Annotated in this window: 13 protein-coding genes; 2 read left to right on the top strand and 11 right to left on the bottom strand. The window is 71.1% G+C overall.

The window, feature by feature from the left end; genetic code table 11:
- Window positions 1–633: 633 nt before the first annotated feature.
- Both ACGFYY_RS15490 and ACGFYY_RS15485 read right to left on the bottom strand, forming a co-directional pair.
- The gene (locus ACGFYY_RS15490) at window positions 634–1,302 is read right to left on the bottom strand and encodes a hypothetical protein (RefSeq protein WP_393709626.1); all 669 of its coding nucleotides are present in this window, start codon (window positions 1,300–1,302) and stop codon (window positions 634–636) included.
- A 202-nt stretch (window positions 1,303–1,504) separates the two neighbouring features.
- On the bottom strand, window positions 1,505–1,897 hold the full coding sequence (locus ACGFYY_RS15485) for a helix-turn-helix domain-containing protein (RefSeq protein ID WP_365274900.1): 393 nt from the start codon (window positions 1,895–1,897) through the stop codon (window positions 1,505–1,507).
- A gap of 59 nt (window positions 1,898–1,956) precedes the next feature.
- Between ACGFYY_RS15485 and ACGFYY_RS15480 the strand changes: the two genes are divergently transcribed.
- The gene (locus ACGFYY_RS15480) at window positions 1,957–2,835 is read left to right on the top strand and encodes an MBL fold metallo-hydrolase (RefSeq protein WP_393709625.1); all 879 of its coding nucleotides are present in this window, start codon (window positions 1,957–1,959) and stop codon (window positions 2,833–2,835) included.
- A gap of 57 nt (window positions 2,836–2,892) precedes the next feature.
- On the opposite strand, the gene ACGFYY_RS15475 is transcribed toward ACGFYY_RS15480, so the two are convergent.
- Genes ACGFYY_RS15475 through ACGFYY_RS15460 form a run of 4 tightly spaced genes read right to left on the bottom strand, consistent with a single transcriptional unit; the run spans window position 2,893 to window position 8,492 of the window.
- On the bottom strand, window positions 2,893–4,290 hold the full coding sequence (locus ACGFYY_RS15475; protein ID WP_393709624.1) for a hypothetical protein: 1,398 nt from the start codon (window positions 4,288–4,290) through the stop codon (window positions 2,893–2,895).
- Window positions 4,287–5,624, bottom strand: coding sequence for a CHAT domain-containing protein (locus tag ACGFYY_RS15470; protein WP_393709622.1), 1,338 nt, complete (start codon window positions 5,622–5,624; stop codon window positions 4,287–4,289). The genes ACGFYY_RS15475 and ACGFYY_RS15470 overlap by 4 nt, the downstream gene beginning before the upstream one ends.
- The gene (locus tag ACGFYY_RS15465) at window positions 5,621–7,084 is read right to left on the bottom strand and encodes a hypothetical protein (protein WP_393709620.1); all 1,464 of its coding nucleotides are present in this window, start codon (window positions 7,082–7,084) and stop codon (window positions 5,621–5,623) included. The genes ACGFYY_RS15470 and ACGFYY_RS15465 overlap by 4 nt, the downstream gene beginning before the upstream one ends.
- Window positions 7,085–7,127: 43 nt before the next feature.
- Window positions 7,128–8,492 carry a hypothetical protein gene (locus tag ACGFYY_RS15460; RefSeq protein WP_393709618.1) on the bottom strand — a complete coding sequence of 455 codons (1,365 nt, stop codon included), beginning with the start codon at window positions 8,490–8,492 and terminating at the stop codon, window positions 7,128–7,130.
- A gap of 179 nt (window positions 8,493–8,671) precedes the next feature.
- Here ACGFYY_RS15460 and ACGFYY_RS15455 point away from each other — a divergent pair, with 179 nt between their 5' ends.
- Entirely contained in the window at window positions 8,672–9,253 is a 582-nt protein-coding gene (locus ACGFYY_RS15455; RefSeq protein WP_393709616.1) for a dihydrofolate reductase family protein, read from the top strand.
- Between the two features lie 46 nt (window positions 9,254–9,299).
- On the opposite strand, the gene ACGFYY_RS15450 is transcribed toward ACGFYY_RS15455, so the two are convergent.
- The 5 genes from ACGFYY_RS15450 to ACGFYY_RS15430 form a co-directional block, all read right to left on the bottom strand.
- Complete coding sequence (locus tag ACGFYY_RS15450; protein WP_393709614.1) at window positions 9,300–9,761, bottom strand: hypothetical protein; 462 nt, start codon at window positions 9,759–9,761, stop codon at window positions 9,300–9,302.
- Window positions 9,762–9,915: 154 nt separating this feature from the next.
- On the bottom strand, window positions 9,916–10,806 hold the full coding sequence (locus ACGFYY_RS15445; RefSeq protein ID WP_393709612.1) for a hypothetical protein: 891 nt from the start codon (window positions 10,804–10,806) through the stop codon (window positions 9,916–9,918).
- Between the two features lie 133 nt (window positions 10,807–10,939).
- Window positions 10,940–11,410 carry a hypothetical protein gene (locus ACGFYY_RS15440; RefSeq protein WP_393709610.1) on the bottom strand — a complete coding sequence of 157 codons (471 nt, stop codon included), beginning with the start codon at window positions 11,408–11,410 and terminating at the stop codon, window positions 10,940–10,942.
- Between the two features lie 116 nt (window positions 11,411–11,526).
- Window positions 11,527–11,871 carry a hypothetical protein gene (locus tag ACGFYY_RS15435; RefSeq protein WP_365274917.1) on the bottom strand — a complete coding sequence of 115 codons (345 nt, stop codon included), beginning with the start codon at window positions 11,869–11,871 and terminating at the stop codon, window positions 11,527–11,529.
- 299 nt (window positions 11,872–12,170) lie between these two features.
- Window positions 12,171–12,353 carry a DUF5302 domain-containing protein gene (locus ACGFYY_RS15430; protein WP_365274920.1) on the bottom strand — a complete coding sequence of 61 codons (183 nt, stop codon included), beginning with the start codon at window positions 12,351–12,353 and terminating at the stop codon, window positions 12,171–12,173.
- Window positions 12,354–12,371: the final 18 nt, after the last annotated feature.

Below are 12,371 nucleotides of genomic sequence, written 5' to 3'. Positions count from 1 at the left end.
CGCGCCGGCGAACGCCGCCCCCGCGCCGAGGGCCGGCTCGCCCCGCCTGCGCAGGGCGGCACAGGACCGGCTCCGGGCGAGTCGAACCGCGGCGACGGGGACCGCCCCGGACGTGCGGGTGATCGCAGCGCTTCCACGGCTCTGACCTGGGTAGACGCAGGAGGCTTAACAAGAACTGCGGTTCGACGTACATGAGGTGAGGGCTCGGAGCCCTCACCTCTTTCCGCACAAGGAGATGCCCCCTCCATGAGCACCACCACGGTCCCCTCGGCGCAGGCCACCTGGATGCACGCTCGGTCGTCCCCGGCCGTCGAAGCGGCCCTGGACGCGGCCTACGAGACACACCGCCGGTTCCGGCACGGGGCGTTCGGCGAGCAGTGTCCGACCTGTCACGTGCCCCCCGGCGAGCTCTGCTCGTCCCGCCGCAGCGTGCAACGTCGCGCGTCGCCAGGCGCACCGGGCCCGCCTCGCGCAGACCGAACCGGTGCCGTCGCTTGCCGCGGTGGCCCGATGAGTGCGCTCGCGGTCGAGGTGCCGCCGGCGGTTCCGTGGGAGGGCGACTCGTCGTGCGTGCTGCCGGCGGGCGCCTGCCGCATGTCGGACCCGAAAGCCGCTAGCCCGTGCGCGGGTTCCTCACGTGGCGGCCTTGATCGCGGCCCCGTCCACCGCCGGAGGCACGGCGCCTCGCCGCACGCCTGCCGGATCCTTGACCAGCAGCGCAATGTACGTGAGGTCGAAGACGGAGCACAGGATCCCCAGCCCGAGAACGAGCGGGGAGTACTCCACGACCCCGAAGAGGAACGCCGCGGAGAGCGTGCCGATCCACTTGGCGACCGCGATGACCAGGGACTGGCCGAGCGGGCCACGCCGACTCGCGTAGAGGGCGATGAACAGGCCGGACATCAGCAGGTTCTGCAAGAAGGCCGAGTAGTGGCCCCCGTCCTGCGGGCCGAACTGCGCGACGAAGAGCCATTGGACGACGAAGGCGCTCGCGAAGAGGAGCACACTCCACACGGCGAACAGCCTCGGGGTGACGAAGCCGGGCAGCTCGGCCCGGCCGTACCGCAGGTACGTGTACACGATGACGATGTCGGCGACGGTCCAGACCGCGTTGATCACAGCCTGAGCCGTGTCCGCGGATCCGCTGAACCCTTGGACGACGTACGTCGCCTCCCAAGCGAGATTCAGCGCCAGGGCCCCGGCAGGTATCGCGTACGTCCGATCCCGCAGCCCCACCCGTATGGCCTCGACATACACAACCGTCCATGCCAGCCCGCCGATCAGGGCCAAGATCTGCTCCATGCCGTCCCCCACAGTCAGTCTGCGCCGTCCAAACTTCCGCACCTTAAGCCATCGACGTCCATGGGCCTTGCGGAGGCGGTCGGAAGGGCTGAGCACCGCGGTGCTCGGCGATGAAAGCGCACGCAGCCGACCTGACCGCCGCCCCGTCGCCATGGTGCGCACAGCAGCCGCGCCGCCGGGATCCCGAGCGGTCGACCGGCCCTCAGGGCTTCGTGCTGCCCCACTCCCACATGCTGCGCACCACCGGTTCCAGTGCGCGCCCCCGGCCGGTCAGGACGTAGCGGACCCGGGGAGGCCAGCCGGGTGTGCGGTGGCGTTCGACGACACCCGCTCGGCTCAGCTGGGCGAGCCGGTCCGAGAGGACCTTGTCGGAGAGGGCGGGCAGGGCGTCTGCCAGCTCGGAGTAGGTGGCCTGGCCGCGGCGGAGGAATTCCCGCAGGACCAGCGGCGTCCACCGGCCGCCCAGCACGGTCAGGGTGACGTCCACCGGGCAGTGCGGTTCGCGGGCGGGCGGGACCAGCGCGCTGTCGGGGCAGTCCGCCAGCGGGCCGTCCTGGGCACCCTGCGGTGCGTGTCCAACCGTTTGGTGAGTCACGAAAGCCCCTCATAACGTCCGTCGCGAACAGCCCACCCGTGCACCTCCAGGGGGTCCTTGTGCGCATCCATCATCTCAACTGCGGTTCGCTCCGTACGATTCCACCGTTCGGCGCGGTACCCGCGACGGGCGGACCCGGGGAGCTGCCCGAACTGCCCGCCGTCTGCCACTGCCTGCTCATCGAGACGGACAAGGACGGGCTGATCCTGGTCGACACCGGTCTCGGTACCGAGGACACGCGTCGGCCCGACCGGACGCTCGGGGCGGACTGGGTGGACTACGCACAGCCCGCACTGGACCCGCGGGAGAGCGCGCTGCACCAGGTCGTACGCCTGGGCTACGCACCGCGGGACGTGCGGCACATCGTCCTCACGCACCTGCACCGGGACCACACGGGAGGGCTGGCGGACTTCCCCGACGCGCGGATCCACGTGCACCCCGAGGAGTACCGGGCCGTCACCGACCCGTCGGCCGCGCACCACCGGCACAGCGTCGACGCCTTCATGCCGGCGCACCGGGCGCACGGGCCGCTGCTGTCACCCGCCTCCGTGGAGGGGGACACGGCGTGGTTCGGCTTCCCCGGCGTGGCGCGGCCGCAGGGGCTGCGGTGCGAGCTGCTGCTGGTGCCGCTGCCCGGACACTCTGCGGGTCACGCGGGCGTCGGGGTGCGCGCCGACGACGGCCGGTGGCTGCTGCACGCGGGCGACGCGTACATGTATCACGGCGAGATCGACCGCACCCCGCCGCTGGACCACCCGGTCCTCGACCCGGTCCAGCAGGGGGCGCAGACCGACGCCGCGGCACGCGCCGCGACCCGCGACCGCCTGCGCGACCTCGTCCGCGACCACGCGGACGAGGTCACCGTCTTCAGCGCGCACGACCCGTGGGAGTACGCCCGCCTCGCCGCGGTCACCGGTCCGTCGTGGGACGGGCGTTGAGCCCGCCCGGGGCCCCGGGCGGATCGGCGGCGCCACCGGCCGGCACGGCGGGCGGCCTCACACCAGTGGGGGGAAGGTCACCGTAGGATCGCCCAGTAGGACAAGGCTCTGCCGGTCCAGCGCCGAGAGCCGCAGCCTGGTCATCGCCGGGAGGACTTCCTTGTGGCCTGTGGCCAGACGGGTGCGCAGTTCGTCCAACTGGGTGTTGAGTTCCCCCACGTCCGCCCGGTATTCGGAGAGGGCGAGGCCCAGCGGTTCCCCGTCGTACAGGTGCGAGGACAGTGCGGCGGCGATCCGCTCGCCCAGCTTCTGGCCGGTCTCGTCGACCTGGAGCGTCCAGCTGAAGGTGGGCTCGACGTGCCCCAGTACCGCCCGCACGGGGTGGGGTCGGCCGAGCAGTTCCAGGGCGGCCGGGGCCACCATCGTTCCCAGTGCGGCCACGGCGGTCACCGTTCCCAACGCTCGACTCCCTTCGGGCAGCAGCCCGGTGTAGAGGCTGTCGCCGCCGGCCCCGGCCGAGCAGCAGGCCTGCGCGTACCAGATGCAGCCGGGCGGCATGTGTGCGAGCAGCTCCGGCAAGGGCACGTCCGCGTGTGAGGCGTCCACGGGCAGCCCGAGCCGCGCCCGCATCGCGTCCGGGTCGCCCAGCGGTCCGGTCCGTCCGTGGCTGGACGTCGCCACCAGGCCCGGCGCGTGCTCGCTCAATTCCTGCAGGAGTGCCACGCCGGTGGCTTCCTCCCCGACCAGCTGCCGGAAGCCGGTGAGTGGTGGCGGCGTGAGCCTCGCGGCGAGTTGCTGGGCGATGACCGTGTTCATCAGGGCGGTGATGTCCTCGGGATCGTGCACGACCGTCCAGCCGAGCGCGCGGTCGAGGGCCGTCGTGGTGCCGTTCCAGTCGGACAGCAATGCCGTGATGTAGCGGTCCAGTTGCTCCCCCGACAACGGGATCCGGCCCACCGCGTGCCGGGTGCTCAGCGCGTACTGCACGGACCAGGGGATCACCTCGGGACCGCCGATGATCACCACGTACTTGGGCAGGTGACCCGTTCCCGCCCCGAAGGGCGTCAGTCCGATCGTCGGCTCCTCCGGCGCACCGTCCGGGTAGTAGCGGCGCAGGAAGCGGCCCCCCAGCTTCGGGCGCCAGCGCAGGACCACGCTGCCCGGACGTGCGGCCAGCAGTTCCTGTACGGCTGGTGGCGCGTCGGTGCCTGCCGCCTTCTCCGCATCCGTCATACCGGAGTCCTCGGGCTCGTGCAGCAGTACGCCGTATCCCACATCCGGCGCGCTCCACCGGCGCAGATCGGGTGGGGCGCCGAAAGGCAGTACGGCCTGGGAGTGCGGCAGCCCCTGTTGTCTGGCCCCCCAGCTTTCGGCGCCGTTCCCGAGCGCGGTGCGCGGGGCCTCCTCGCCCGTCCAGGCGTTCAGCTGGATCTCCTGGGGAAGTGCTTCGGTCATGGCTCGGCCACCCCCAGCGCGGCGTGCAGAGCGGCGATCCGCTCCTGGGCCGTCTCCAGCAGGACGGGGTCGGCGGTCGCGGGGTCGAGGGTGGAGACGAACTCCTGCCACACGTCCAGTTGTCCTTGCAGGGTGGAGAAGTCGGCGGGTGACAACGCGGAGGATCCCGGGAAGACGAGCAGCGGATCGGCCTGTACGTACAGCACCGGATCGGTCCAGGAGTCGGCCGCGGCCGGATCCTGCCCGGCCAGCGCGAGGCGGGGTGCGGTGAAGACCCCGGCCCAGTCGATCTCCCGCGCGAGCGTGCCCTTCGGCGAGATCGCCGCCCGGACGGCGGCGAGGACCTCCGGGTAGAGGGCCGCGCAGAAGTGGTTGGTGTCGTTGAGGTCGACCAGTCTGCGCATCCCGGCCACGGCGGGTACCCCGTTCGACACGAGCTCGTGCGCCATGGCCTGGGTGTTGTCGGTGGCTGCGGCGGTCTGGCAGGCGCTCAGGACGACCAGCCAGGGATCGGAGGGCTCCAGAGCGGTGATCAGTTCGGGCACTTTGACGCGTACGGAGCCGGCGTCCTCCGCCCGGTCCGCCTCCTCCTGTTCCTCCGGCGTGCGGCCTCTCGCTGCCTCGACGTCGGCGAAGTGGGCGAATGCCAGGGTCCGCACTCCCCCGAGGCCGGCCCCGCCGTGGCAGAGGAGGTGCAGGATGTGCGGCCGGGCTGCGGTGATGCTCCTGCGCAACTCGGGTTCGGTCGAGGGAATCAGCTCGGCGGTCACCTCCGGGCGCCCGGCGGGGGCCACGGCGTCCAGTACCTCCTGCTCGCCGCTGATGACGTGCAGCTGGACCGTGACGGCCTCGGCGTCGGCAGTGGCAGTGGCGTCCAGCAAGGTGGCGAGCTGCGGCAGTCCGGACCGGCCGGCCGCGGAGAGCACGGCGACCAAGCGCAGCGGAGGCGTGAATCCCCGTTGTCTGAGATCACGGTGGCGGGCGGCGATGCGTACGATCGGCCAGCGACGGTCGAGAGCGCAGAAGCCGTGCGCGGGGTCGAAGAGCAGTTCCCAGGGGAGCTGGTCGGCGTGCGCCGAGAGCATGTGGAAGTAGAGCGGGCCCGGCGCGGCGCCCGGTGGCAGGGCCAGTACCGCGGCGAGCCCCTTGCCCACGGCGGGATGCAAGGCCAGTCGGTCCAGCAGTGCCTTGCCTCGCTCCACGAGCGTGCCGCCGGGGTCCGAGACGTCCGTGACGGCGTGCTCCCCCAGTCCCGGGATGTCGGTCGGGGCGTCCGCCAGCTTGAGCAGGACCTGGTCTCCGAAGGGCTCGAAGCTCAATACCGTGCGGTTCATGACTGCTCCACCCGCCGGTCGACGAGTTCACGCAGTTCGGTGAGGGCCTGCGCGGTGCCGCGGTCGTACGCCTGCTTCATGGCCGGTGTCTCCCCCGGCACGGCGGCGGTCTCCACCAGGTCCGCCGCCTTGGACTCGATGAACCGCTCCGACGTCGCCATCCAGCCGGGGACGGAACTCGCCTGCCGGTAAAGGGTACGAGTGGCCTCGCCCGGGACCAGCCCGAGGGCCGTCGGCAGGATCTCCCGGCTGGTGGCCGAGTCGTCGATCGGGGCGCGCCCGGTCAGCCAGGACTGGTTCGGTTGTTCGGGATCGGGCCACTCCTCCCGCAGGAGGTCCTGGACCTGTTCGGGCTGGATGTACGCGAAGAGCGACCGGTCGTGAGGGGCGGGGACGGCACCCCGGCCGGCCAGTGCGGCATGTGCCTGCGCCAGCACGTGCCCGAGCAGGTCGAACCGCATGTCGCTGTAGAGCGTCGCTCCGGAGCGTCGCAGTCCGAGTCCGTCCGCCAGCATCCGTGTGGCGAGGTCGGACCGGTTGTGCGGGGACGAAGCCAGCGACAGTACGGATGCGCCGATGCCGTCGGCCAGCAGCCGAAGGTCGTCGCCGCTCATGGAGACCCGGTCCTGCCCTTTGCCGGGACGCCCCGGGTCGAGGCTGACCATGAGCAGCGGGCGCTCGTCGTCGAAGGATCCGTCGGCGATGACGTGCAGGGCGCGCACGGCATCGCCGCCGGCCAGTTCGCCGGCGATCCAGTCCGTCCAGAGCGGGGTCCGGTCCGGACGCGACGGCTGTGCCCCGACCGGTCCACGGCCTCGGAGCCGCCGGATCCCGCGCCCGGCTCGTTCCCGACGAATCTCCGATGCCTGGCGAGGATCATGGAGGTGGGCCGCCGCTCCTTCCGCCTTCAGCAGGTCGTGTACGGCGGCGTCGGCGAAGACGTGGGCGACGACGTTGCCCGGTACCGCCTGGGTGAGTTCGGAGAGGAAGTGCCGGACGCTGCCGGCCGCCCAGTGGGCTTTCGAGTCGTCGTCGCTCACCACGATGGCCACGGTCCAGTCCTCGCCGGGGTCGGTGGCCACCGGGAGGCGGTCGGGGACCCGCACCATGGCCCGGCCCGTCAGCTGGACGAGGTCCCGCTCCCACGGGACGGCTCCCAGGTGCCCGTAGGGCGGCACCAGTCGCAGCCACAGGGTGAACTCCTCGTCTCGGCGCGGGGACAGCGCCTGGACGACTTCCTGCGTCAGCCGGGGCGGAACGCGTAGCTCTTCCGGCATGCCCGGACCGGTGAGCAGCCCGAACTCCTCCGGCGCGAAGCCGCCTTGCCAGTCGCTGTGGGCCTGCGTGCTGCCGTCCGCGTAGCTCAACAGGTCGGCCTTGACGAGCGGGGTGCGTTCCGCGAGGTCGAGCCGTACCCGCAGTACCGTCAGACGCCATTGCTCGATGAGGGCATCGGCCATCGTGGCTCCCTGCCCGGGCCGCGGTCGCCCGCGTGCCCGTCGTTCAGTCGGGCCTCGTCAGACAGTGCAGTGCCCACCAGGTGACGGGGCTGCTGACCTCGCCGTGTCCCGGGATCGCGGGCTTCCCCTCGAACTCGACGCTGCCGTCGACGGCGATGATCCGGGCCCCGCTCTGCAGGTCGTACCGGCCCTTGTCGGGGAAGATCGCATCGGCTTCCGCCGTCCGGCCCGCTTCTTCGGCCGGGCCGTATCCGCCGAGCGCGCCGTACAGGTCCGTGTTGCCGAACGCGGCGATATCCGGTTCCCCGAGCTGGCTGCTGCCGCGCATGGCGAGGTGGAAGAACGTGCGAAGTGGTTCGTCATGTTCGGAGAGCGTGGTCAGCAGGGGGCGTTCCAGGAGGTCCGGTACGGCGTGGTAGCCACCCTTGCGGCCGGTGCCCGCCACGTTCCCGGCGAAGCACCAGCGGTTCACCGCGGGTTGGAGGAGCAGCATCGAGTGGGCCTTGTGCGCGGGCGCCGCAGTGGCGAGCGCCGAGAGCAGGACGCGGGCACCGAAGGAGTGGCCGATCAGGTGCAGTCGCGGTCCGCCCTGCTGAAGGATGTGCCCGACGAGGGGGGACACGCCGTGTGCGCCGATGTCTCCGGCGCGGGCCTTCATCTTCCACACCGTCGCCGTCCGCAGCAGGATGCGCGGGTCGAAGGAGAGGCCTCCGGCGACGTCGGGGGCGCCGCCGACCGGGGGCGCGCCGTCCTCGTTCCCCTCGTCCGGTACCAGTCCGATCCGGTCCGTGTCGGTCGGCACCGGGTGCCCGCCGGCTGCCGACGCCTGCAAGGTGTTCAGGAACTCCTCCGCGGTCGGCGCCCTCGAGCCGTCGTCGGGATCGACCTGTGCGCGCAGCGTGCCCAGCAGGAGTCCGGCCAGATTCAGGGCGTCGTCGCGGTCGATCGCCGTATGTCCGTCGATCCGTTCCGTGAGCTCGGGGCGCTTCGCGCCGGGCAAGGACTTCGCGACCAGCTCCAGCATCTCCTGGACCTCGGCGGCCTCGCGGCCCTCGGGATCGGGCGCCGCCGCGATCTCCGGGCCCGCCTCCCAGGGGAAGACGAAGCTGGTCGACGGCCAGATGATGCCGATCAGGAGCGGCCGGTAGCCCTGCGGGGTAGGTATCGCGAAGGCCCTGCGCTGCTCCATGTAGCCGTTGACGAAGCTCCGGTAGCGCTCCAGGGCCTGATCGAAGACGTTGTTCCAGCCGTGCGAGAAGAGGTACACGTCGGTCACGCCCGGCAGGCGCTGCTTGAGTTCCTCTTCGGCTCTCGGGCTGAGAAGCCGACCGTCCTCGTCGTACCGAAGGAGGAAGAGGTCGGCCTGCAAGCCCCCGTCTAGCGTGATCTGCTGAAAGGAGCCAGACATGGGAACGCTCCTGTGCTCGTGCACGCGGGTCCGCCACTTGTAAAGCGATCTTGATTCCATGCTTCACCCACCCCACGAGTAGGGCAAGTCGGACGCCGGCGAGGAAGCCGATCGGCTTCTTTGCGGGAGTGAGTGCTCACGACACGCTAATTTGGCACCCCGAAGCAGAGGAGAGCCCGGTGGGCGAGGTGGTCCTGTACAGCTCGGTGTCGGTGGACGGTTTCGTCGCGGACGAGAGCGACCGGCCCGGACCGCTGTTCGACTGGCTGTCCGGTGGTGACGTGCCGTTGGACGAGAGCGGCGCGCTGAAGGTGTCGCAGACGTCCTACGACTACACCCGGCCGTACTGGGACCGGATCGGGGTGACCGTCGTCGGCCGCCGCGTCTTCGACCTGACGGAGGGCTGGGACGGCAAGCCTCCGGGCGGCATCGACCACGTGGTCGTCGTGACGCACCGGCCGCGGCCCGAGGGCTGGGACCCCGAGGCGCCGTTCCACTTCGTCGACGGCGTCGAGGCGGCCGTGGCCAAGGCGCAGGAGCTCGCGGGTGACCGCATCGTCGAGGTCGCCGCCGGCGACGTCGGAGGCCAGGTGCTTGCCGCGGGTCTGGTCGACGAGGTGCGCATGGACGTCGTACCCGTGGTGTTCGGGTCCGGCAAGCGCTACTTCGGGTCGGTCCACGCGCAGCACCTGTTGGAGGATCCTGACGCGGTGATTCAGGGCGACCGGGTGCTTCACCTGCGCTATCGGGTGCGCCGTTGACCGGTCCGAGGGGGTACGCGAACCGCTTCGACCGTCGAGAAGCGCGTCATGAAGCGGCCTCGTCCTTCCTCAGATAGCCGCCCGTGGGGCAGCCTGCGTCCGGGTCCCTCGTGGGGCACATGCGGGGGTCCTTCGCGGATCCGTACAGGTAGACCCACACCGTGCACGACGGATCGTCGGGGAAGGACAGCTCGAGGTCGTTGCCTCGTGGGGCGGTCTCGTCGGGGACGATGTGGCCGTCGCCCTCGGGGCTGACGTAGAAGGCCCAGCGGCCGTCGGACAGCGTCTCGCGGTGAGCGCAGTCGGCCATCGCTTCGACGGTGCTGAAACCCGTTCCGGTGAAGGTGTGATCCTTCGAGAAGGTCAGGGACGTGCCGGCGGGACTGGTCCACGTCCCCACCAGCTGCTCCTGCGAAATGTCCGCCGCGTTGATCGCCGCGGCGTATCCGCAGGATGTGGTGAGCACCATCCCGGTCACCGCGAGAACGATCGCTTGCCATCCACGCATGGTCACAGACCTCCCCCAGAGGTTGAGCGTCCGGCCCGCGGCCGCACACCCTTATTTGAACATGCTCAAAACTTACGGTGTTCCTCGGGGTCCCCCGAGCGGCCTTCCGCCGCCTGTCGACAGGGGAAGGCCCTGCCGAGGGCCAGGACGGCCCTCAAGGCCCTCCCAGGGCCTGGAACGGGGCCTGCGCGGACTGCCGGCGCCTGGCCTTCCAAGCGGCCATGTGGCTGCGGACCGCCTCGTCCAGGGCGGTGCCGCGCAGCCCCTCACGCACGAGCGCGGCGCGGGCCGTCTCCTCCTCTACGGTGCGACGGCCTCGCCGGCCGGCTCCGGCGTAGTCGGCTCCGCCGTCCCGGGGTGCGGGGATCCCGAGGGACCGGACGGCATCGGCGGCCGTTTCCGGGTGGTCCTCGGTCAACCGCTCGCGCAGGCGGGCCATCTCCTCGGCCTCGGCGGCCCGGGCGACGCGAGCGGCACGGATCCGGTCGTACGCCTCGTTCGCGGCCACCGCCTCGTCGTGGACCGCGTCGATGGCGGCCTGGTCGTGCCCGACGGCCGCGTCACGCCGCTGCTGGTAGCGGCACAGTCGGCATTCCTCGCCGCTGTCCAGGTGGACACCCATCTCGCAGTGCGGCAGGTCGCATTCCTGCTCGATCAGGAGCGTGGCGAGGTAGCCGGCCGGGCGCAGGTTCCTGTCCGGGCCGTCGTACTCCGGGTGGGCGCGGTCAGGGCCGTTCGTGAGGTGCCACTTCCAGTTGACGCGCGTCGTGGCGTGGGCCGGAGTCCGGGGGTACATGTCGAACGCGGTCCGGCGGGGGTCCGGGTTGTGCCCCAGGTACGCGCGGACCGCGCGCCGCAGGATCCTGATCGCGCGTACCTGGAAGACCAGCGGCCCGGCCACCGCGCTCGCGGCCGCAGCGGGCAGGGCGAAGAGCATCATCGGGAACGCCGTGAGCCATCTGCAGCGGACCGGATCCATCCGTGGGTGCGCGGCGCCCGCGCCGATGGCGCGTGCCACCGACGGGATGCCGGTGCACGCCGTCATGCCCGGGGTGATGCCCCATGAGCCGCCCGAACGAGTCGGCCTGGCATTCCGCCGGCACCTCCTCGGCGAGGTCGCGGGCCGACGCCCTGTATCGGGGGGCGTCGCGGCGAGCGCGCGGTTCGAGGGTCGCGCGTCAGCCGAGCCACGCCGCGCTGTGTCGATGCCGGCCCAACCCGACGGCTGAGAACTCGTCCTGGTCGACGCTTGCGACGACGCCCAACCGTCGCAGCGCCTGAGAGATCGGACTGCCGGCAGGTGGAGAAGGCCGGCCCTCCTCGACATGGAGCGGTCCCAGCACGAGGGTGCCGCCGTCCCACACAGCAGCCCGCTGCTCGCCCGTACCCCCGAAGTACTCGGCTTCCACGTAGGCCACCGGCCCACCGGCCGACCGATCGGTGAGCACCTGCGCGAATGCTTCCGGCAACCGCCGGAATCCCAAGGCGCCTCCACCGGTACCGGCTGCGGCTTCGTCGAACAGGGCCTTCGTCATCGGCATCAGTGAGAGGCCCTGCCCGATCGACGCGAGCCGGGCAGTAGGCAGCTCGCGCGCCAAGCGGCGCAGCACTTCTCCCTCAGCGATCACTGCTTGCAGCTCGTAACTCATCCCCACGCCCCTCCGGATCGGAGGCCCCATCTTGTCCCACACGGTGAACCCGAGTCCGCGCGGCAGCCACGACCAGGGCCACCGTGGGCGGGTCAGCGGGTGCTGAGGCTCTCGCGCTACGAGGCCCAGGCGCCCGGCGCGCGGAACGGGGGGCAGGGGTGGCGTGGGAGTTTGCGGGGCAGGACGGTGGGAGCCTCGGACTCGCGGGCATGGTGCAGCAGACGCAGACGGGCCGTCAGGAGGGCCGCCAGTGCGGCCGTCTCCTCCACGGTGGGGTTGCCGCGGGAGATCCGGATCGAGGCCATGGCCAGGGCGAGCGCCGGTTCCGCGGTGGTGGGGGTCGGCGGGGCGTCGGGACGCGCGGGCGCCTGCGCCGGGCGTTCCCGTATGCGGGACACGCGGACCACGGGGGCGCGCAGGACGGGGTCTGCCACCAGCGGTCGTTCCTCAACGATGCTCATTCGGGGCCCTTTCGACGAACGCACCGGGAACAGCCGGTGCCGCACGCTCCAGGTTCGATCGCGGCGCTACAGCGCGGCTCGGGTTTTGCAGGGGGTACCGACGGGCCACCCGCGGGGGGGTTGCGGTTGTGGCTGGAATACACCGCCTGCCCGGATTTTCATCGAGTGAGGCTCGAATAATCTTCAAGCGAGACTCCAGCGAAATTCCAGCGCAACCTCCGCCGCATTCATCCGGCGAACAGAAAAGCCGCCGCGACTCATTCGCAGGGAATGAGCCGCGGCGGCACAGGGGGTGGAGATCAGCCGGTCTTCCTGCGGAAATACCGCTTCTGTCCGGCCGAACCGCTCATGTTCTTCACACGAAGGCGGCCCTCTTCGTGGGCCGTTCGGGCGCGCGTGACCTGGGCCTTACGTTCCAAGATCTCGCGGAACTTCTCCTTGGCATCCTGAGCATTGCCACCGTCGAACGACTTGTCAGTCATACGTACCTCCTGAAATCA

Source organism: Streptomyces sp. NPDC048331, from assembly GCF_043201215.1.
Taxonomy (GTDB): Bacteria; Actinomycetota; Actinomycetes; order Streptomycetales; family Streptomycetaceae; genus Streptomyces.
Note: the sequence above shows the minus strand (reverse complement) of the source record. Positions and strands in the feature narration are given on the sequence as shown.